Raw genomic sequence first — 20,988 nt, forward strand, 5'->3', positions numbered from 1 at the left:
TAGCGTTCAGCGGCCTTACGACAGATGAGCGCCATGGGATGCGGTGGCGGCCAGGACCTCATCAATATGGAAGCAGGCCTGCTCCAGCCGTTGGGCCGGGGTGCCACTGATTTCCGCAAAGTTCGAGAGCTGACTGCGTAATTCCCGCTGGTACAGATCGTAAAAGTACTGCCGATGATTCGGATGCTCACGCAAGGGGTCTGGTTCCCAGGGCAAATCCACGCCCAGCAGCAAGACCAAATCGTAGTGTTGCTGCGCAATGCGGTGCAATACCCAATCGGGGCAGTGCCCAAAGGCGTGCTCCGACCAGATTTTTATCACCAGCAAATCAGTATCGAAGAACACGACTGGCCTACCGAGCTGGGCAGCTTGCTCAGCGGCCGTGGTTTCGGCCTGCAACTGGCCTAGCGCTATCTTTTCGAGGTCGGGAAGCGTGTAGTTGGGGCCATGTACCTCCAGATACTGCCGGGCATACTCGGGCGCCCACACGGTCTGGTAGTGTTCGGCCAGCTGGCGGCTGAGGGTAGTTTTGCCCGTCGATTCGGGACCGGTAAGAGCTACGCGCAACATTAGACCGAAACGGGTAAAGTGGCCGAAGCGGCCTGTTTCTGCATTGCACGGCGCCACTCCAAGTAGCCGTATACCGCCAGGCCCAGGTATAGCGCATACAGCCCGGAGGTCGGGAAAAGCTCCTTATACCAGAGCACGGGCACATAAATGATGTCGACCATAATCCAGATCCACCAGTTTTCCAGCCGCTTACGCATCAGCAGAAATTGTGCGGCCAAGCTGGCAGCAGTGGTAAAGCTGTCGATGAAGGGCATCAGGCGGGCCAAGAGCGTAGTAGAGCCGCTTGCGTGCTGCACTACCGCATCGGTGAAATGCGTGAGGTAGTAGCCGAAACCCAGCGTAAACAGCGGCACAAACAAGGCGCAGGCAATCCACTCCAGCCGCGAAGTGCGCGACACGTGTAGCTCGGTCTTGCTGCGGCCTCCGTACAGCCACTCATACCACCCATACACACTCAAGGCAATAAAGAGCACCTGTAGATTACGGTCGGAGTAGAGCTTGGCGCCGTGGTAGATGAAAATGTAGAGCGTGCAGCTGAAGATGGCCACCGGGAAATTCCAGAGCGACTCGCGGGCCGCCAACCATACGCAGGCAAATCCCGTGAGCACGGCTACCCACTCCAGCGGCGTATTGCCAATGGCGGCGGTCAGGACTTCGTACAACGACTGCGACAAAACAGAAAGCGCTAAAGAACAACGTAGGCCACCCTGAAGCTGCCGGGCAGTGAAGCAAAGGTCAAAGCTAACGAGCAACGGGTTAATTTTGCGGCAGCTTCCTCTTTTTCTACCCATTCTATGCTCCCCGAACTCACGCCCGAAGACCTGCACGCCCGCCTCCAGCGCGGCGACGACCTTCAGCTCATTGATGTGCGCCAGCCCGAGGAGTACGCCTACTGCCGCATTGAAGGCAGCCAGCTGATTCCGCTGGGCGAGCTGGCCAGCCGGGTCCAGGAAATAGACCCCGACCGGCCTACGGTGCTCATCTGCCACCACGGCGTGCGCTCTATGCAGGCCCTGGCCTACCTGCAGCACCGCCACGAAATGACGAACCTGCTGAACCTGCGCGGCGGCATTCACGCCTGGAGTGTGCGCGTCGATCCGTCGGTAGCCATATACTAGGCCAGTCGGGTTTCCCTGCCAAGAACAACTCAGCGCCCTCTGCGAAAACACCGCGCCCTCTGCAGGCTGAAACTGCCTGAACATCTGATATGTTCCTCCCCGCCCTCCCCATAACAGACGCGCTACCCGAGCTGCTCCACACGCTGGAGACGCACAATGTGGCCGTGCTACAGGCCCCGCCCGGCGCCGGCAAAACCACCGTGGTGCCGCTGGCCTTGCTGGAGGCGGCGTGGCGCGAGGATGGCCGCATCATTGTGCTGGAGCCCCGGCGGCTGGCGGCGCGGGCCGCGGCAACGCGCATGGCGCAATTGCTGGGCGAGCCCGTCGGCCAGACCGTCGGCTACCGGATGCGACTGGAGAGCAAGGTGTCGGCCAAGACGCGCATTGAGGTAGTGACGGAAGTTATCCTGACTCGCCAGCTCCAGGAAGACCCGGCGCTGGAAGGCGTGGCGGCGGTGTTGTTTGATGAGTTTCATGAGCGCAGTCTGCAAGCCGACTTAGGCCTAGCCCTGGCCCTGGATGCGCAAAGCGTGCTCCGGCCCGATCTGCGGATTCTGGTGATGTCAGCGACGCTGGATGCTGACCGGCTGGGAGCCTGGCTGGGCGCGCCCGTAGTGCGGAGTCTGGGCCGCATGTACCCCGTGGAAACTCATTACCTAAGCCCCCAGCGGGCTGCCACGGTAAGCCGTAGGCCACATGAAAAACTGCAGGACCTCACGCCCGCCATCATCCGGGAGGCACTGCAAGAACATGCTACCGGCGACGTGCTGGTGTTTCTGCCGGGCCTCGCCGACCAGCGCCGCGTGGCTGATAAATTGGCTTCCTTGCCAGCCCATATTGATATCCACACACTCCACGGCGAGCTGCCCGCCGAGCAGCAGGACGCCGCCCTACGCCCCGCCCCGCAAGGCCGACGCAAGGTTGTATTGGCCACCAGCATTGCGGAAACCAGCTTAACCATTGAAGGCGTCACGATTGTGGTGGATGGCGGCTATGCCCGCGTGCCGCGCTTCGAGCCGCGTACGGGTCTCACCACGCTGGGCACTGAGCCCGTAAGCCAAGCCGCCGCCGACCAGCGCCGGGGCCGCGCTGGCCGCCTCGGACCCGGCACCTGCTACCGCCTCTGGACCGAAGCAGAGTACCGGGAGTTGCCTCATCATCTTGCCCCCGAAATCCTCACCGCCGACCTCAGCCCACTGGCGCTGGAACTTGCCTTGTGGGGCACCCAAGATGCAACCACTCTGCGCTGGCTCGATGCACCGCCTGTTCCGGCCCTGGCTCAGGCGCGTGAGCTGCTGGTGCGCCTGCAAGCCCTCACGCCTGCTGGCCACCCTACCGCTCACGGCCGCTCCCTGGCAGGCCTGGGCCTGGCCCCAAGACTGGCACATTTGGTAGCGCGTGGTCAGGAAATCGGGCACGGCGCTACCGCCTGCGCTTTAGCGGCCCTGCTCACGGAGCGCGATATTCTGCGCCCTGCCGATGGCTCTTTCGGGCCGCCTGATTTGCGCCTGCGCCTAGAGGCCTTGGCTACGGGCCGGGCGCCGCTGCCTGGTCTGGTGCCTGATGCCGCTGCTGTTCGGCGCGTGCGGGAGGCCGCGGCCGTATTGCGCCGCCGCGCCGGAGCCCAGGGCGAGATTGAGCCGGATGTAGCTGGCCTACTGGCCGCCCTGGCCTACCCCGACCGCCTCGCCCAGCGCGAAACGCCCGAAAGAGTACGCCTGGTAAGCGGCCAGCGCGCTACCCTCCCAGCCGAGTTCTTCGGGCAGCAAGACCAGTTTTTTGCGGTAGCGGCGCTTGATGGCCTGGCGGCGCAGCCACGCGCCAGTCTAGCCGCTCCTCTGAGCCGGGCAGAGCTGGAAGAATACTTCGCGGAGCAGCTCGAAAACCGAGATGAAGTGCGCTGGGACGAGGCAGCGGGCCGCGTCACGGCGCGGCGGTTGCGGCGGCTTGGCGCTTTGGTCCTCTCCGACACCTCTCTGGCCGCCCCTGATCCGGCATTGCTGATGAGCGCGTTGCTGGACGGAATTCGGACTACGGGCATTGCCCGTTTGCCCTGGAGCGAAAGTGCAACCCAGCTACGGGAGCGGCTGGCCTTTCTCCATCATCTCCTACCCGAAAACTGGCCTAGCGTCTCAGATACAGAGTTGCTGAACACCCTGGAAGACTGGCTGGGGCCATACTTGACCAACGTTAAGTCGTTGGCCGACTTGGGCCGCGTTGATTTTGGAGAGGCGCTGCTAGGCCAGTTGCCGGGCGGCTGGGCGCAGCGCCAGGAGTTGGACCGCCTCGCCCCGTCGCACTTGGAAGTACCCACCGGCTCCAATATCCGCCTCGATTACTCCGATGCCGCTACTCCCGTGCTGGCCGTGCGCCTGCAGGAGGTATTTGGCCTGTTGGATACGCCTACGGTAGGCGGTGGGCGCGTGCCCCTCACGCTGCACCTGCTCTCGCCCGGCTACCGGCCCGCCCAGGTAACGCGCGATTTGCGCAGCTTCTGGACCAGTAGCTACTTTGAGGTGCGCAAGGAGCTGCGCGGCCGTTACCCCAAGCATTACTGGCCCGAAAATCCGCTGGAAGCCCAAGCCATACGAGGCACTAAAAAGCAGAACGGACTGTAGGCCACGGCACAGCGGCTCCTAGGCCACTTTCCTAAGTTCCTAAATAGCCGGAGCGTTGAAATTTTATTACCGTCGGGAACTATTTTCTAAAATAGTCTTTGGAGCCTATGTTCCGGCATTATACTTGAGTTTACGGTGTCCATCCAACCGCTTTTTGTTTTTCTTATCCTTTCCATTTTATGATCAAAACCTATATCCCCGCTCTTTTACTGACCTTAGCTGGTACCCTGCTGGGCCGTCAGAGTGCCGCCCAGGACTCTCCTACAAAGTGGCAATTCTTTTTTGAGGCCGGCCCCAAAATCAGCGACTTCCGCGCCATGTCTTACGGCGGAACTTACCGTCCGCAGTCAGCTTCTCCCTCCTTCTCAGAAGCTGACCGCAGAGTCACCATACGGAACACGTTTTCGGGCTTTATGCAGGTGAAAGCCTTCAAGCCTCTATCGGAACATGTGGTACTTTCGGGTACGCTGGGGCTGGATATGCAGCACCTGAATTACAAAACGGGCTACACCCAAACGGTTGTCAACAACACCATTACGGCCTACGACAATCAGCACATCAGCCGCTTGCTAACCCGGGCCCGCGCCGACTGGGGCATTCACTATCAGTTCAATATAGGTGCCTCTGGGCACCTGATGCCCGGCGTATCGGTGGGGCAGATGGTGAACCTCAGCAAAGATGGCTACAGCTACACGTTCATACAGCCTGGCCTCTATTTCACCACCGACCGGCTCCTACTTTCCGCTACCGTTTCCGACACGCCTTACAACGTGCTTATCCCAGGTGCTTCGCACTTCGAAGGCGTGCTCAACGGCCCCTACACGTACGACGCAGAGTACCGGATTCGGGAGTTTCAGCTGGGTATCGGGGCTAAGTTTTAACGAGCCTAGCTTTTCCTCATAAAAGCAACAAAAGCCCCGCAGCACGTAGCTGCGGGGCTTTTTTTTGGCTGAGGCTGATTTAACTATTCGCCGGCCGGAAAATCGGCGGAGTCGCCGAGGCTGGCAACGGCTTCCAGGTCTTTCACTAGACCAGTAAACTTCTCGCGGGCGCCCTTCACGGCGGCTTTGCCGAGGGGCAGGTGCAGCGGCGGATTTTCCTGCCGTACTACATCAAACATAATTTTGGCGGCGCGCTGTGGGTCGCCGGGCTGGCGGCCACTGTAGCCCTGAATACCTTTGAGGTTTTCGCCCACGGTGGCGCGGTAATCCTCAATGTTTGTATCCACATACGTAGCGGAACTGCCGGCCCATTCTGTGCGGAAGCCGCTGGGCTCAATGTTCGTGACCTTAATGCCGAGTGGCGCTACCTGCTGGGCCAGGCTTTCGCCAATAGCTTCGAGGGCAAATTTGCTGGCGTTGTACACGCCCACGCCGGGGAAGGTTTTGAGGCCGCCGATGCTGGTGATGTTGAGCACATGGCCGCTTTTCCGCTCGCGCAGGTGAGGCAACACGGCCCGCAGCACGCGCAATGGGCCAAACACGTTTACATCGAACTGGCGCTGCACCTCAGCGTCGTCGATTTCTTCGATACTGCCCAGGGAGCCGTAGCCGGCGTTGTTCACAATCACATCTAAGTGGCCTAGCTGCTGAATAGCGGCCTCTACGGCCTGCTTTACCTGCTGCTCATCTACCACATCGCAGACAAAGCCGTGGCCTTCGCCTCCCGATTTCTGCGTGAATTCGTCGGCTTGCTCTTGCTTGCGGAAAGTAGCGGCTACTTTGTCGCCTTGGCTGAGGCAGTATTCGGCCAGCTCTTTGCCGAAACCGGTGCTGACGCCGGTAATGAACCAGTTTTTAGTGGTTGCCATATATCGAGGGGAATGATGAAAGAAGCCGACCCGGTTTCGGGTGGCTGGGAAGTATAACTCGGGAAGTGGCCTAGGGGTTTAGGTGGCCCGGTGGAAAAGGGCGGGGCAGTGTGCAGAGGTGCGGTAACACAAGCACAATGTGGAAATAAGCAGGCGTACAATCGTAAACCCAAATATTCGCCGTAATTTTACCTGGCAATAAGCGGAACCTAACCTACTTGTTGCCATGGCCGACTACGCTGCCAAAATTGCCTTCGAGGCCCTCACCTACGACGACGTCCTGCTACTGCCCGGTTACTCGGAAGTACTGCCTCGCGACGCCGACCCCAGCTCCCAGCTCACCCGCAACATCCGGCTTAAGCTCCCCTTCGTTTCGGCGGCTATGGATACCGTGACCGAAGCCGAAATGGCTATTGCCATGGCCCAGGAGGGCGGCATCGGCATGATTCACAAGAACATGAGCATCAAGGCCCAGGCCGAGCTTGTGCGCCGTGTGAAGCGCTCCGAGAGCGGCATGATCCTCGACCCCTTCACGCTGGAAGAAACCGCTACCCTGGCCGATGCCAAGAAGCTGATGCGTAACAACAACATCGGGGGCATCCCGATTGTGGACGGAGACCGTCGCCTGAAAGGCATCCTGACCAACCGCGACCTGCGTTTCGAGAAAGACATGACCCGCTCGGTTTCGGAGGTAATGACCAGCGAAAACCTCGTAACCGCAGAAGCCGGTACGGATCAGAGCCTGGCCGAGGATATTCTGCAGGAGTCTAAGGTGGAGAAGCTGCCGGTGGTGGATACTGAAGGGCGCCTCGTAGGCCTCATTACCTATAAGGATATCCGGAAGCGCCGCCGTACGCCCAACGCCTGTAAGGACGAGTTTGGCCGCTTGCGCGTAGGAGCCGCAGTAGGTGTAACGCCCGATTTGCTGGACCGCGTAGCCGCTCTGGTAGAAGCCGGCGTAGATGTGGTTAGCGTGGATACCGCCCACGGCCACAGCAAAGGCGTGCTGGATGCCGTGCGCAACCTCAAAAAGCACTACCCTAACCTCGAAGTAATTGCCGGCAACGTAGCCACCGCCGAAGGTGCGCGCGCCCTCGCCGATGCCGGTGCCGATGCCGTGAAAGTGGGCGTAGGTCCGGGCTCCATCTGCACTACCCGCATCATTGCGGGCATTGGGGTTCCGCAGCTTTCGGCCGTAATGGAAGCGGCTCGTGGCCTAGAAGGCACCGGCGTACCGCTGATTGCCGACGGTGGCATCAAATACTCCGGCGACGTAGTGAAGGCCCTGGCCGCCGGCGCCGGTACCATCATGATTGGCTCTTTACTGGCTGGCACCGAAGAAGCTCCGGGTGAGGTCACGCTCTTCGAAGGCCGCAAATACAAGAGCTACCGCGGTATGGGCTCAGTAGAAGCCATGGAAGACGGCTCCAAAGACCGCTACTTCCAGGATGCCGAGGACGACGTGAAGAAGCTGGTGCCGGAAGGCATTGTGGGCCGTGTGCCCTACAAAGGCTTGGCCGCTGAGGTGCTGTATCAGCTCACGGGTGGCCTACGGGCCGGTATGGGCTACTGCGGTGCCGGCAGCATTGAGGCCCTGCAAACCGCTCGATTCGTGCGTATTACGGGAGCCGGCCTACGCGAGTCGCACCCCCACGATGTACAGATTACCCGCGAGGCGCCCAACTACAGCAGCCGCTAAGCGCAGCCCCCTTGCTGCCTGACATCATTTGCCGGTGGCCTACAGAAGGTCATCGGCAAATTTGTTTTTTGCTAGCGCATACACAGGCTATTAGCTTTGTGCGCTTCCCTAATTCCGTTAGCAAAGAGCTGGAATTAGTAATTCGCCGTGTATCTTGGCTGTCCTTTTTGACTACTGCATCCGTCAGCAAAGCACCCGCACCTAAACCGGTTTCATGTCCTTCCTTCGGAAGCTAACTTCCTTTATGCCGCCGTTAGCTCTGCTTAGTTGGGTAGGGCTCTTGGTTTGTACGTTGCTTTACGCGCGCCCTGATTTGGCGCCCGGCGTGGGCACACCATCCGGCGGGCTCCTGCTGGGAGCTCAGGCAGTATTTGCGGCGTTGGTCTTTCTGCAGGAACGTGCCCGCCCCGATCGGTTGCGGGGTCTGGATTTCGTGGGCCTATTGCGCAAGCTGATTCTGGGCCCGGGCCTATTGGCCACTATCTGTGTGGCGTTGCACCTGATAGAACGCATAGTAAGGGCCGAAGCTCCTACCACCCATCCGCTGTTCTTCACCGTCCTCTACACACTTAATGTAGGCCTATTCATCCTGTTCCTGGCCCGCACAAACTACACGTGGCGGTCGTTGGTGCTGTTCCGGTCGTCGGCGCGGTTGCGGCGGGTGTGGGAATGGTTTGAGCTGATGCTGGGCGCTACACTGCTGCTGAGCCTGATACCACGGTCGTTGCCCTATAGCCTTACCACAGCTTTATTGGGTGGCCTAGCGGTGTTTGGCGTGTATATCAGCAGCCACCAGAAATGGGTGGCCTACCTCAACCGTCGCCAGAAGGTGCAGGCAGTGGTACTACAAATCAGCGTGATTATGGCCATGGCCATCTTTGCCGCCTATTTCCTGCAAACCCAGCAAGACCCTTTGTTGGTGGCGCCGGCTCCACAGCACGCTTTCCTGGTGCTGAACGCCTTTTTCGCCGGCTTCTATGCGTTTATGGGGCTGATGGTGACGTTCTTCAACCTACCTACCGCCAGCGTGTTTGAGCAGAAGCGCGAAGAAATCCTGAGCCTACAGCGCCTCACCCAGCTTATCCAGAAAAGCCAGACGCCGCAGGAGGTGTACAGCATGCTCTTCGACTCGGCTATTCAGACCGTGGATGCCGATGCTGCCTGGCTGGAGGTAGAAACCCCTGATACAGACTACAAGGGCCAGTACTACCACATCAGCCTTGAGCAGGCATCGGCCATTCAGCAACTCCTCACGGAGTATAACCTGGGCCACATTGAGTACCTCAACAACGACCTACCGAACAGCGCCGGTTTTCGAAGCCTAAATCTCCCATACGGCTCCCTCATCGTGATGCCACTCCGCTCCAGCAAGCGGCCCTACGGCTCGTTGTTTATGCTGAAGGAGCAGCGCCAGGGCTTCGACCGCGAAAACCTAAGCATTCTGCAGACTTTCACGAGCCAGACCGTGCTGAGCATCGAGAATCTGCAGCTGATGCAGGCCTCTATTCAGAACCAGCTAGTGCAGGAGGAGCTTAAAATTGCCTCCTCAGTCCAGGAAAGCCTGATTCCGAAGGACTTGCCGATTGACAACTGGTTTGAAATTAGCTCGCACGCTATGGCGGCTAAGGAAGTAGGCGGCGACTTCTACGACTTCCTGCACCTACCCGGCCGGCGCTTGGCCGTGCTCATCGGCGACGTATCCGGCAAGGGCATCACGGCGGCGTTCCACGTGGCCCAGATGAAAGGCATTTTCCATGCCCTGATGCAGGAAAACCCTCTGGCGCGAAATGAGCGGGAGAAATTCCCGGTGCCCAGCAAGTTCATGGCCCAAGCCAATAATGCCCTGGCGCGCTGCCTCGAACGATCTGCCTTTATTACGGCCTCGCTCTACATTATTGATTATGAGCATGGCGGCTTTGTGTTTGCTCGCGCGGGCCACTGCCACACGCTGTACTATCACTCCATCAAGGAGGAAGTATCGTACTTCCAGACGGCTGGCTTAGGCTTGGGTATCATCCGGAACGATACCTACGAGAAGCACATCAAGAACCAGTTTTACGATTACAACCCCAGCGACGTCATGGTGATTTACACCGATGGCATTGTGGAGGCGCGTAACGCGGCCGGAGATGAGTACGGCGAAGACCGACTTAAATACATGCTGGAGCAGACGTATTACCTCGATGCTGGCGCCATCAAGGAGCGCATCCTCAGCGACTTGGAGGAGTTCAGCCGCGGCCAGCCCATGCACGACGACCAAACCTTGCTCGTCATTAAATTCAAAGAGTCCCAACCCGATATTCCCCTTTAACGTAGCCTTGGGATATGAAAATAACGCAACACGCCACCGATCATACGCTTACGCTCATCCTTGATGGCGAACTGGATGCCAGCTCGTCTGTTTTACTTGATAACGAACTCAACCAGCCCACCATTCTGAACTACCAGAAGGTTCTGATTGACTGCCAGCGCCTGAACTATATTTCCTCCGCTGGCTTAGGCGTGTTTATCTCGCACCTGCAGCGGTTTCAGGATGCCAACGTGAAGCTGGTGTTCTTCAACATGCAGGAAAAAGTGCACAACGTATTTGAGATTCTAGGTCTGGATGCTTTGTTAACTATCGTGCCATCGGAAGCCGAGGCCACGGCTATCTAAACTACTTCACAGGGCTATCAGTAGGGAATGAAAAACGCCATCCGAGTCAGCTGCACTCGCCGCAACCTCAAGGTCGTGCGTGACTTCGTGAGCGAATTTCTGGAAGGCTTTCGCTTGTCAGAATTACACATCAACCAGGTAGTGCTGGCCGTGGATGAAGTAGTGGCCAACCTCATCATTCATGGCAACAGTGAGGACGAATCGCGGTTTCTAGACGTGCGCCTCAATATGCACGACCACGAGTTCGGAATTGAGATAGAAGACCACAGCCCCACCAGCTACTCTCCTACCAGCTACCGCGAGCCTGATTTGCAGGAGTTCGTGCGCATCGGGAAGAAAGGCGGCGTGGGCATGATGCTCGTGAACCGCATCATGGACCGGGTAGAGTTTACCACGGTAGGCCACCACAACGTTTGCCGGTTATATAAGAAACTGGCCTAGGCCATCGTTCTTTAGAAGAAACCAGAAAAGCACCCTGAACCTAGGGTGCTTTTTTAGTGTCTCTAGGCCAGTAGTACGGAAACCGCTTGGCGGAAAAAAATCCGTAAAATTGCGTTTGTCAGCTGTTCCTGTCCGGGGCACACTCCGGCCGGCTGAAGCGCTTAGTAGAATCCTTTCCTCCTGTATGCACAACCGCTTTCTGTTTGCTGGTACGGCCGCTGTCGCGCTGTTAGCCGGCTGCCAGTCCACAAAACCTACCACTTCAGCTGCCAAGCAGCCCGTTGTAGAAACGCTGGGAACCACCCAGGTACCGGCGTCGGAGTTCAGCTATGTTTATCGTAAGAACAACAGCTCAGCCCCGGAATTTGGGACTAAAGCCAGCGTAGCAGAATACCTGGATCTGTACACCAACTTCAAGCTGAAGGTGCTGGAAGCGGAGCAGCGCGGCCTTGATACCACGCAGGCGTTCAAGCGCGAGCTGGACGGCTACAAGCAGCAACTAGCTCAGCCTTACCTCACGGAGAAAAGCGTGACAGATAAACTGGTGCGAGAGGCCTACGACCGCATGAGCAAGGAGGTAAGCGCCTCCCACATCCTCATTCGGGTGCAACCCGATGCCGACCCCAAAGACACGCTGGCGGCCTACCAGAAAGCCACAGCACTGCGGCAGCGCGTAACTGGCGGCGAGGACTTTGCCAAAGTAGCCCGCGAGACCTCCGAAGACCCCTCAGCCCGCGACAATGCCGGCCGCCTGGGCTACTTCACGGCCATGCAGATGGTGTATCCGTTTGAGTCGGTGGCCTACAACACGCCCGTAGGCCAGGTGTCGCAGCCGGTGCGCACGCGCTTCGGCTACCACATTATTAAGGTCAATGATGTGCGTGCCGCGCAGGGAGAAATCAAGGTGGCTCACCTCATGATTCGGGCTACGCCCGGCATGCCCAAGGCAGATTCTGTTACGGTTAAGAAGAAAATCGACGAGCTGTACAGCCGCCTCACTCAGCGCAAAGAGAACTGGGAGAAGCTGGTAGCGCAGTTTTCGGAAGATGCCGGCTCGGCGGCGAATAGCGGCGAGCTGCCCCCTTTTGGCACGGGCCGCATGATTCCGAGCTTCGAGGAAGCCGCCTTCAAGCTGCAGAAGCCCGGCGACCTGTCTAGGCCAGTACAAACGCCGTACGGCTGGCACATCATTCGTCTGATTGAGAAGCAGCCTATCCCGACATTTGAGGCCATGGAGCCCACGCTGAAAAGCAAGGTTTCCAAGGATTCCCGTTCGGAGCTCAACCGCGCGGCTTTCCTGAAGCGCGTGCGCACTGAGAACAACTTCACGGAAAATACCGCCGGCAAAGAGTACGCCTTCACGAAGGCTGATACGGCGCTGGTGAATGGCCGCTTCAAGTATGTAGCGCCAGTTGCTCCTGCAACGCCAACCAAAGGCAAGAAAGCCGCCGTCGGCGATGCCCAGACGCTGTTTACGGTGCAAGGCAAACCGTATCTGGTTTCCGACTTCTTGGCCTACGCGCAGCAGCACCAGAAAGCGCGACCCGGCTCCGACGCCCGCTTCACGATGCAACAACTCTACGACCAGTATGTGGATGAGACTCTGACGGAGTTCGAGAAGGCCAATCTGGAAACCAAGTACGAGGACTACCGCATGCTCGTGAAGGAGTACCGCGACGGTATTCTGTTGTTCCAGCTCATGGACGAGAAAGTGTGGAGCAAAGCCATTGAGGATACCGTAGGCCTGCAGCAGTACTTCGCGGCTAACCAGGCCAAGTATCAGTGGGAACCTCGCGTGCAGGGCACCGTTATCAGCGCCGCCTCGCCGGATTTGCTGAAGCAGGCCTTGCAGCTGCAGAAAGCTGGTCGCTTCCAGCTGAAGAACAACCTGCCGGCCCCTATTGCCTTCCGCGCCAACTCGGTGGAGCTGCCGGCCTCTGTGCCAGCGCTTGACGAACTGGCCTACCGCTTGGGCGCCGACGAAACGCTGACCGTGAAAATCGTAGGCCACGTGAAGAAAGGTGAAGCCTCTGCATTGGCTCGCCGCCGTGCCGACCGCGCCGTAGCGTACCTGCGTGGCAAAGGCGTAGCGGCCAATCGGGTTACGGCAGCCGCCGAGACCCGCGCCGCTGCCAGCACCGTATCGTTCGAGCTGACAACTACCAGCCCGTTAGTACTGGAAGGCATTCTCAACGAGAAGAACCCGCTGGCTGTCCAGATTCAGCAGCGCGGCTTCCAGAAAGGCGAAAACAAGGCAGTGGATGAGTTCATGACCAACGGCCCTGGCACCTACACCACCCAAAAAGACGGCCGCTATTACTCCGTTCAGATCGAGAAAACGCTGCCGGCCGGCCCCAAAACCCTGGCGGAGGCCCGCGGACAAGCTACTTCCGACTACCAGAACTACCTGGAAAAGCAGTGGATTGAGCAGCTTCGCGAGAAATATCCGGTGACCATTAATCAGGCAGAAGTAGATAAGCTGATTACGAAATAGCGTGGCCTAGGCCACCTTTTGGGCCCGGCGTCAGGCGCTGGAATGGACACAGTGCCATTCTGGCCTCTGGCGCCGGGCTTCTTTTGCGGGCTATGCAACGCTAGGCCACTCATCGGGCTCTACGATTTAAAGCAGCACTTTCTCAGGGCATGCCGGCGGTTTTTGCCGGAGAAAGTATTTATGATGAAATTTACGGGCAGCTTTTGGCGTTTTGCCTGCTGTCTGGCCTGTGGAGCTTTGGAGCTGATGCGGGCATTACTGGTAAAGATTCCATGATTCAATTTTTGCATACGTCGGTGCGCGGGGTGCTTTTGGGTGCCGCCTTACTGACTGCTTCGGTTACGGCCAGCTACGCTCAGCTAGGCATGACCCGCCCGCAGGGCCGTCAGATTCTGGACGGCATTGTGGCCAAGGTCGATAACCAGATTGTGCTGCGCTCCGACGTAGAGGCCTTGTACGCTCAGGAAACAGCCCGCGCCGAAGGCAAACCATTGCCGCCCGATTTGCGCTGCCGCATCCTGCAGAGCTTGGCCCTCAATAAACTCATGCTGGCCAAAGCGGAGGTCGACTCCGTGGTGGTGGAAGATACCCGCGTGAAAAGCGAGCTGGACCGCCGCATGGCCTACTTCATCCAGCAAATCGGCTCGGAGAAGAAGCTGGAAGAATTTTATAACAAGCCCGTGAAGCAACTCAAGGAAGAGTTGCGCATTCAGGTGAAGGAGCAGCTGGTGCAGCAGGAAATGCAGGATAAGATTTCCGGCAAAGTTTCCGTGACACCCCGCGAAGTGCGCCAGTTTTTCAGCCGTATCCCCAAGGACAGCCTTCCCTACTACTCCACGGAGGTAGAGGTAGGGCAGATCATCCGGTTCGCCAAAACCAACTCCAAGGCCAAACAGGCCGCCCAGGCCAAGCTCAACGAGCTACGTGCCCGCATTCAGGGCGGCGAAGATTTCGCTACGCTGGCCAAGCAGTTTTCCCAAGACCCCGGTTCGGCCGCTGAAGGTGGCTACTTGGGCTTCTTTAAGCGCCGCGAGCTGGTGCCCGAATACGAAGCCGCTGCGTTGCGCCTCGAGCCTGGTCAGCTTTCCCCGGTAGTAGAGTCGCCGTTTGGCTTTCACCTGATTCAGCTGATTGAGCGCAAGGGCGACAGTTTCAGCAGCCGTCACATTCTGTTGAAGCCTGAAACCGGTGCCAACGATGTGAGCGAAGCCGCTCAGGAGCTCACCAAATTGCGTCAGCGAATTCTCTCCGACAGCATCACGTTTGCCAAAGCCGCAAAGGATAACTCTGACGATAAGACGTCGGGCGGCAACGGCGGCCTGATTGCAAACCGCCAGGATGGCAGCACCTACTTGCCCCTCGACAAGCTCGATCCGGCTATCTTCTTCGCCATTGATACCATGAAGGTGGGCAGCATCACGGCTCCCATGCCCTACCGCACCGATGATGGCAAGGATGCTATGCGTATTCTGTGGCTGAAGTCGAACACGCCGCCGCACCAAGCCAACCTCACCGACGACTATCAGAAGATTGCGGCCGCCGCGCTCAACGAGAAAAAAACCAAGGCGCTGGATGAGTGGTTTGCACAGAACCGCGGCACCGTTTACCTAGAGGTAGACCCGCAGTACGCCGACTGCAAAGTGCTAAGCACCGTAAACTAAGGCAGAAGTGAAGCAGAAGACACGAGAAGCAGGCCTTCTCGTGTCTTCTGGCATTAAGCGCCTGATGCAGCTTTAGGCCGCCTCAAGCGTCAGTCTCACTTCTTCTATCTCCCTACTCATGGCTATACAATTTTCATCTGATAAAGAAGCGGCCGACTCGTTGGCGCAGGCCTACCAGGCACTGCGTAAGGAAATCGGCAAAGTAATTATTGGGCAAGACGAAGTAGTGAAGTTGGTGCTGACGGCCGTGTTTTCGCAGGGCCATTGCTTGCTGGTGGGCGTACCTGGCCTAGCCAAAACGCTGCTCATCCAGACCATTGCCGACTCGCTGGATCTGTCGTTCAACCGGGTGCAGTTCACGCCTGACCTGATGCCTTCTGACATTGTGGGCTCCGAGACGATGAATCAGCAGCGTGACTTCCACTTTGTGCCGGGCCCCATCTTCGCCAACATTGTACTGGCCGACGAAATCAACCGGACGCCCCCTAAAACCCAGGCGGCTCTGCTGGAAAGCATGCAGGAATACGCCGTAACGGTGGCCGGTAAGCGCTACCCGCTGGAGCGGCCGTTTTTCGTGCTGGCCACCCAAAACCCCATTGAGCAGGAAGGTACCTACCCGCTTCCCGAAGCGCAGCTGGACCGTTTCATGTTCAATATTGAGTTGGACTACCCGAGCTACGAGGCGGAACTACAAATAGTGAAGAACACGACATCGGACACAAAGCCTTCGGTGTCAAAAATCCTGCACGCCAGCGAGATACAGGCCTACCAGCATTTGGTGCGCCGTGTGCCCGTTGCGGATAATGTGGTGGAATACGCCGTAAGCCTCGTGCACAAGACGCGCCCCGGCACTGAGCGGGCTGGCGCCCGCGCTACGCAGCTCCTGGAGTGGGGTGCTGGCCCACGGGCCTCTCAGCACCTGATTGTAGGCGCCAAGTGCAACGCCCTGCTCAACGGCAAGTACTCGCCCGATATTGAAGACGTGAAAGCCGTAGCGCTACCTATTCTGCGCCACCGCTTGGTGCGCAACTTCAAGGCTGAGGCCGAAGGCATCACGGTGGAGCAAATTGTAAAAGAGTTGTTGTAAGGCCAGACCAGCCCAAGGGCAATCCAAGCCTGCTTGTGCTTGTCTCCGTCCCCGAGACCTAAAACTTAAGTCCCCAATACCCTATATAATGGAAGCAGCCGGCTACTATCAGCAGTTTGAGCGCAACGTAGAAATCATTCTGGATGCCTTGCGCGCGGGCCTCGACATTCGCACCACGCACCTGGGCACCTCCCTCCCCATTGAGGTATATGTGCTCTGCGAAGTGCTCAACCAGGGCGGCGAGCATTTTCGCCTCACTACGGAGGGCCTCGACCGTCTGCAGGAGTTCGAAGCACAGTACCTGCAGCATGAGTCGGCCACAGAAGCCACGATGCGCCGCATCCTTGACGACAAGAAGGCCGTGATGCGCACGCCCGAAGGCCGCGTTCTGACTAAGGAAATGCTGATTCGCCGGCTGGAGTTCTTCAATGAGGCAGCTCGCCTGGTAAACGTGATGCGTATTCAGCACGCCTTAGGCAGCCCGCCCCAGTCGCGCTCCGGCAACGGTGCAGCGCTGCAGAAATAACTTCTCCGGACGCATAATTAGTGGCCTAGGCCACAAACAAGAAAGAGCCTCCTGATACCAGGAGGCTCTTTCTTGTTTGTGCTAAGTTAGACTGGCCTACGACATGGAGGCCGCAGCGGCTTCGCGTATTTTCGTGTTGCCTTCTTTGGAGTGGCTCAGTTGCAACTCGCCGGATGGCTCCTGCTTCAGGCGGGAAGGCACTTCCTCGCCCGCTAAGCTCTTGGAAACCGTGACGCCGCCATCTACGAAATACGTAGCGCCGGTTACGTAGCTGGCTTCATCGGAGGCCAGGAACAGGTACACATTGGCTACTTCTTCTGGTGTGCCCCGACGGCCGAGCGGTACGCCATCCACCGTGTTTTTCTCCATTTTCTGATTCATGGGGCCGGTTTCCTTGTGCGTCCAGGCCGTATCGATGGGGCCCGGTCCTACGCAGTTTACGCGCACGCCGTGTTTGGCCTGCTCCACGGCTAAGCCTTTGCTGAAGGTCATCACCCAGGCTTTGGTGCCACCGTAGGGCGTAATCATGGGAGAGCCCATTTGCCCGGCTTCGGAGCCCGCCGACACGATGTTGCCTTTCGTTTTTTGCAGTTCCGGCAAAGCCGCCCTCGACATCATGAATACCGAGTAGATGTTGTTCTTGATCATGTACTCGAACGCATCTACGGGGTATTTATCCAGCTCGGCGGTGGCGGGGAATACGCCCGCGTTGTTCACCAGGATATCGAGTTTGCCGAACTCCTTCACGGCCGTTTTCACGCAGGCCTCTGCGGCTTCCTGCAGCGAGATATCGGCGAGGTAGCCAATGGCCCGGCCGCCGGCGGCCAGAATCTCATCTACTACTTCGCGTACCGGATCAGAATCCAGGCCTACCACTACTACGGAAGCACCTTCGCGGGCAAATTTCTTGCTGATGGCTTCACCAATACCGGAACCACCGCCAGTTACAATAGCTACCTTATTTTCGAGTCTACCTTTCATCGGAGTAAGAATTATAAGTAAAAAAAGAACAGTAGCCCAGTCGCCTACACAGTGTGCGCCTGCCGCCCGAAGGCGGAAAAGCTGTTTTACTGAACGAAGCGCAGCCCACCAGGTTTCTCTTGCGTAGGCCACTCAGGAACCCATTCGCCTTCTCTAGCTTTGCAGCCTGACGTTTGGCTTGCGCCTGCCCAAAATCATGTACGCCAGATTTTCGTCCCGCTTCACTCCTAGCCGCGCGCCGTTGTGCTCCGCCCGCCTTACGCTGCGCCCATACCTGCCCTCCGACGTCAACGCTTTTTTCCAGCTCATTGATGAAGACCGCCCCCGCCTGCGCCCGGCTTTCCCTACCCGCGAAATGAGTGTACAAACGCCCGATGATGCGGCCCAGGTGCTTGCCGTATTTGAGCAGGACTGGACGAGCGGGCGGCTTTACGTACTGGGCATCTGGAACACCGACACACAGGCCTACCTCGGCGACATCAGCCTCAAGCCCAACTGGACGGAGCCCGTCACCGCCGAAATAGGCTACTATCTGGCCGCTTCTGCCGAAGGCCAGGGCTATGCCCGCGAAGCTCTGCAGGCCGTGCTGCACTTTGGGTTTACTATGCTAGAGGCCAGCCGGCTCCTTATCCGCTGCCGCGCCGATAATCCGCGTAGTTGCGCCGTAGCCGAATCAGCGGGGTTTGCTCCCCTGCCCCCACGCCCTAAGCTTTTGCGTGCTTTCACTGATCAATCTATCCTGTACTACATCCGCAAGCGCGAGGAACCCCTCTGAGTGGCCTAGCGCCTCTTTGGTTTTGCGCTGCTATTAGTCAGCGCCGCGGCGAAGGGTGGAAAGCAAGAAGCTCTGGTTGAAGTTGAGGTACAGCGCAAAGGAGAAGTCGAACAGCCCGTTGTTGAGGTCGTAGAGCGGCTCGAAGCGGGTGGTCAGGATCAGGTTGCCCGGCAGCTTGTAGTCGCGCAGCACGCGCAGAATCAGGAGCTGGCGCTGCTTTTCGGTGTAATCAGGGTCAGCTGTTGAAACGGATATTGACCGGTACAGGCGCCCTCCTAACGGCGAAATGAAGCCATTGCCGTGCCAGTAGGCCAGTTGCAGGTTCGACAGGCGCGTGTCGAGGCCGGCATTCAGGTAGAGGCCAGTTCCTTTATCGAAAGGCAATACGTCAGTGAAAGAGTAATCGTGGAAATACGTTACGTAGCCATCGAAGTGTACAGCCTGTACAAAGTCATAAGGCAATGCTTTCCGGACGCGTAGGCCAGTGGCCACATTGAAAAGCGTTTGGAGAGGCACATCAATGGTATCGAGCTGGCCTCCGCGGTGTGTGGCCGTAAACTGGAACGGCAGCCGCACCAACCACCCCGTAGAGTCGCCGAGCAGGCGGTGCTCGGTAGTCAGGCCGCCGGCCACTTCTTCCTGGAAATTGCTGAAGCGGTACTGTTGGCGCTGCCAGTTCACCCAGGCATCGAGGGTGGTGCGAGGCGTCTGGTAGCGGTACTGCACGCCCTCCTCCAGCCGGTTGGTAATAACGCGTTCAAAATCGAAGAGCGGCTCAATGTAGCCGTGCTGCAGGTTGCCCTCCGTGTTGCCGAAAATCAGGCTGTGTGGCCCCTGCTGGTACTTAACGGTGAATAATGGGCGCACTTGCCGCAACCGGGGCGTACCGTAATCTTTCCACAGAAATACGCCTGCCTCCAGGCGCAGATTGGCCGAAGGGAAATACACCAGGCGCGGTGCCAACTGGGCGCCGAAGTACGTCAGGCCCGGATCAATCTTGTTGAAATACTCGTTGTCCTTATTGAACAGGAAACCCTGCACATCCAGACGAAGCTGGTGCTCGTAGGAAGGGCCTAGCGGCAGTGGGTGCGTAAAGGCTCGGTTATCGAGCTGGGCCCACGCTTGGCCTAGGCCACCCAACCACCCTACCAACGTCAGTATCAGGGCGGTAGAAATTCGTCCTTTTCCTAAAAATTTTAGCACAGAAAAAACATCCTAAACCCGACGAATTTTTTTAGCATTGTGGGCACAAAATATAGCCCGGCGGCGTTACCATGAGCCGACCCCAAAAGGGCCCGGCTATGTAGAGCTCCTAGGCCACCTGCGCCGTTGTGTAGGCCCGCCAAAAGGCCTACATTCACCAAACGTAAGCATTTCCAAATAACCCCTCTATAGAATGGCTGCAACCACTGACAAGGCCGTCAACGCCAACGCCGAGAAAATGAAAGCCCTCCAGCTGACGCTGGACAAGCTCGACAAAAGCTACGGAAAAGGCACCGTGATGAAGCTCAGCGACAACAAGGTGATGGACGTCGAAGTCATCAGCACCGGCTCGCTGGGCCTGGATATTGCCCTAGGTGTAGGTGGCGTGCCAAAAGGTCGCATCATCGAAATCTATGGCCCTGAATCGTCGGGTAAAACCACCCTCACGATGCACTGCATTGCCGAGGCGCAAAAGAAAGGCGGCATGGCTGCTTTCATTGACGCCGAGCACGCATTCGATCCATTGTATGCCAAAAAGCTGGGCATCGATACCGAAAACCTGCTGATTGCGCAGCCCGACAACGGTGAGCAAGCCCTGGAAATAGCCGACCAGCTGATTTCCTCCGGCGCCATTGATATCATCGTTATTGACTCCGTAGCGGCCCTAGTGCCCAAAGCAGAGCTGGAAGGCGATATGGGTGACTCCAAAATGGGTCTGCACGCTCGTCTGATGTCGCAGGCACTGCGTAAGCTGACCGGTACTATTAATAAGACCGGCTGCTGCTGCATTTTCATCAACCAGCTGCGTGAGAAAATCGGCGTGATGTTCGGCTCGCCCGAAACTACTACCGGTGGTAACGCCCTAAAATTCTACGCTTCGGTGCGTCTCGACATCCGTCGGATTGGCCAGATCAAGGAAGACAAGGACAACGTGACCGGCAACCGCACCAAGGTGAAGATTGTCAAGAACAAAGTAGCGCCACCCTTCAAGGTGATTGAGTTCGACATCATCTACAACGAAGGCATTTCGAAAGTAGGCGAGATTCTCGACCTGGGCGTTGACATGGGCATTATTGCCAAGTCGGGCTCCTGGTTCTCTTACGATGGCAACCGCCTGGGCCAGGGCCGCGAGGGTGTAAAAACCATTCTGCAGGACAACCCAGAGCTGGCTGACAAGATCGAGGCACAAATCCGTGCCAAGGTGAAAGGTGAGCCGGAAGCTGCCTTGGCTGCTATTCCGGAAGACCGCTCTATTGACGAAGACGACGATACGATAGAGCTCTAGGCCACTCGCTAAAGCTCACCAGAAAGCTCCACCGTATAGCCGGTGGAGCTTTTTTTTGTATTATA

18 protein-coding genes are annotated in these 20,988 nt (G+C 57.9%); 13 read left to right on the plus strand and 5 right to left on the minus strand.

The genetic code is table 11. From position 1 onward, the window contains the following. Positions 1–15: 15 nt before the first annotated feature. Complete coding sequence (locus CFT68_RS14030; protein WP_088844182.1) at positions 16–570, minus strand: AAA family ATPase; 555 nt, start codon at positions 568–570, stop codon at positions 16–18. Continuing rightward, positions 570–1,244 (minus strand): nicotinamide riboside transporter PnuC, encoded by a 675-nt coding sequence (gene pnuC / locus CFT68_RS14035; protein WP_170934810.1) that lies wholly within the window; start codon positions 1,242–1,244, stop codon positions 570–572. The genes CFT68_RS14030 and pnuC overlap by 1 nt, the downstream gene beginning before the upstream one ends. Before the next feature lie 120 nt (positions 1,245–1,364). On the opposite strand from pnuC, the gene CFT68_RS14040 reads away from it, so the two are divergent. From CFT68_RS14040 to CFT68_RS14050, 3 genes are all read left to right on the plus strand, one after another. Then, positions 1,365–1,688 carry a rhodanese-like domain-containing protein gene (locus CFT68_RS14040; RefSeq protein ID WP_088844184.1) on the plus strand — a complete coding sequence of 108 codons (324 nt, stop codon included), beginning with the start codon at positions 1,365–1,367 and terminating at the stop codon, positions 1,686–1,688. 89 nt (positions 1,689–1,777) lie between these two features. Beyond that, positions 1,778–4,306 (plus strand): ATP-dependent helicase HrpB, encoded by a 2,529-nt coding sequence (gene hrpB, locus CFT68_RS14045; RefSeq protein WP_088844185.1) that lies wholly within the window; start codon positions 1,778–1,780, stop codon positions 4,304–4,306. Between the two features lie 179 nt (positions 4,307–4,485). Next, positions 4,486–5,187, plus strand: a complete 702-nt coding sequence (locus CFT68_RS14050; protein ID WP_088844186.1) for a hypothetical protein — start codon at positions 4,486–4,488, stop codon at positions 5,185–5,187. Positions 5,188–5,270: 83 nt separating this feature from the next. Here CFT68_RS14050 and CFT68_RS14055 read toward each other — a convergent pair whose 3' ends face one another. Then, entirely contained in the window at positions 5,271–6,116 is an 846-nt protein-coding gene (locus CFT68_RS14055) for an oxidoreductase (protein ID WP_088844187.1), read from the minus strand. Positions 6,117–6,342: 226 nt separating this feature from the next. Here CFT68_RS14055 and guaB point away from each other — a divergent pair, with 226 nt between their 5' ends. From guaB to CFT68_RS14095, 8 genes are all read left to right on the plus strand, one after another. Continuing rightward, positions 6,343–7,815 (plus strand): IMP dehydrogenase, encoded by a 1,473-nt coding sequence (gene guaB / locus CFT68_RS14060; protein ID WP_088844188.1) that lies wholly within the window; start codon positions 6,343–6,345, stop codon positions 7,813–7,815. Positions 7,816–8,059: 244 nt separating this feature from the next. Beyond that, complete coding sequence (locus CFT68_RS14065; protein ID WP_170934811.1) at positions 8,060–10,126, plus strand: GAF domain-containing SpoIIE family protein phosphatase; 2,067 nt, start codon at positions 8,060–8,062, stop codon at positions 10,124–10,126. A 14-nt stretch (positions 10,127–10,140) separates the two neighbouring features. Beyond that, positions 10,141–10,470 (plus strand): STAS domain-containing protein, encoded by a 330-nt coding sequence (locus CFT68_RS14070; RefSeq protein WP_088844190.1) that lies wholly within the window; start codon positions 10,141–10,143, stop codon positions 10,468–10,470. A 27-nt stretch (positions 10,471–10,497) separates the two neighbouring features. Continuing rightward, the gene (locus CFT68_RS14075) at positions 10,498–10,911 is read left to right on the plus strand and encodes an ATP-binding protein (RefSeq protein ID WP_088844191.1); all 414 of its coding nucleotides are present in this window, start codon (positions 10,498–10,500) and stop codon (positions 10,909–10,911) included. A 184-nt stretch (positions 10,912–11,095) separates the two neighbouring features. Then, positions 11,096–13,405 (plus strand): peptidylprolyl isomerase, encoded by a 2,310-nt coding sequence (locus tag CFT68_RS14080; RefSeq protein ID WP_088844192.1) that lies wholly within the window; start codon positions 11,096–11,098, stop codon positions 13,403–13,405. Between the two features lie 272 nt (positions 13,406–13,677). Beyond that, positions 13,678–15,066 (plus strand): peptidylprolyl isomerase, encoded by a 1,389-nt coding sequence (locus CFT68_RS14085; protein WP_088845087.1) that lies wholly within the window; start codon positions 13,678–13,680, stop codon positions 15,064–15,066. A 118-nt stretch (positions 15,067–15,184) separates the two neighbouring features. Continuing rightward, a complete protein-coding gene (locus CFT68_RS14090; RefSeq protein WP_394340113.1) occupies positions 15,185–16,153 on the plus strand; it encodes an AAA family ATPase in 969 nt (322 codons plus the stop codon). 88 nt (positions 16,154–16,241) lie between these two features. Beyond that, positions 16,242–16,679, plus strand: coding sequence for a hypothetical protein (locus CFT68_RS14095; protein WP_088844193.1), 438 nt, complete (start codon positions 16,242–16,244; stop codon positions 16,677–16,679). 96 nt (positions 16,680–16,775) lie between these two features. On the opposite strand, the gene CFT68_RS14100 is transcribed toward CFT68_RS14095, so the two are convergent. Further along, positions 16,776–17,660 carry an SDR family NAD(P)-dependent oxidoreductase gene (locus CFT68_RS14100; protein WP_088844194.1) on the minus strand — a complete coding sequence of 295 codons (885 nt, stop codon included), beginning with the start codon at positions 17,658–17,660 and terminating at the stop codon, positions 16,776–16,778. A gap of 196 nt (positions 17,661–17,856) precedes the next feature. Here CFT68_RS14100 and CFT68_RS14105 point away from each other — a divergent pair, with 196 nt between their 5' ends. Next, the gene (locus CFT68_RS14105; RefSeq protein WP_141106568.1) at positions 17,857–18,435 is read left to right on the plus strand and encodes a GNAT family N-acetyltransferase; all 579 of its coding nucleotides are present in this window, start codon (positions 17,857–17,859) and stop codon (positions 18,433–18,435) included. 33 nt (positions 18,436–18,468) lie between these two features. Here CFT68_RS14105 and CFT68_RS14110 read toward each other — a convergent pair whose 3' ends face one another. Beyond that, positions 18,469–19,638 (minus strand): hypothetical protein, encoded by a 1,170-nt coding sequence (locus CFT68_RS14110; protein WP_141106569.1) that lies wholly within the window; start codon positions 19,636–19,638, stop codon positions 18,469–18,471. A gap of 193 nt (positions 19,639–19,831) precedes the next feature. On the opposite strand from CFT68_RS14110, the gene recA reads away from it, so the two are divergent. Next, positions 19,832–20,923 (plus strand): recombinase RecA, encoded by a 1,092-nt coding sequence (gene recA / locus CFT68_RS14115; RefSeq protein ID WP_088844197.1) that lies wholly within the window; start codon positions 19,832–19,834, stop codon positions 20,921–20,923. Positions 20,924–20,988: the final 65 nt, after the last annotated feature.

The sequence above is a fragment of the Hymenobacter gelipurpurascens genome (assembly GCF_900187375.1).
Taxonomy (GTDB): domain Bacteria; phylum Bacteroidota; class Bacteroidia; order Cytophagales; family Hymenobacteraceae; genus Hymenobacter; species Hymenobacter gelipurpurascens.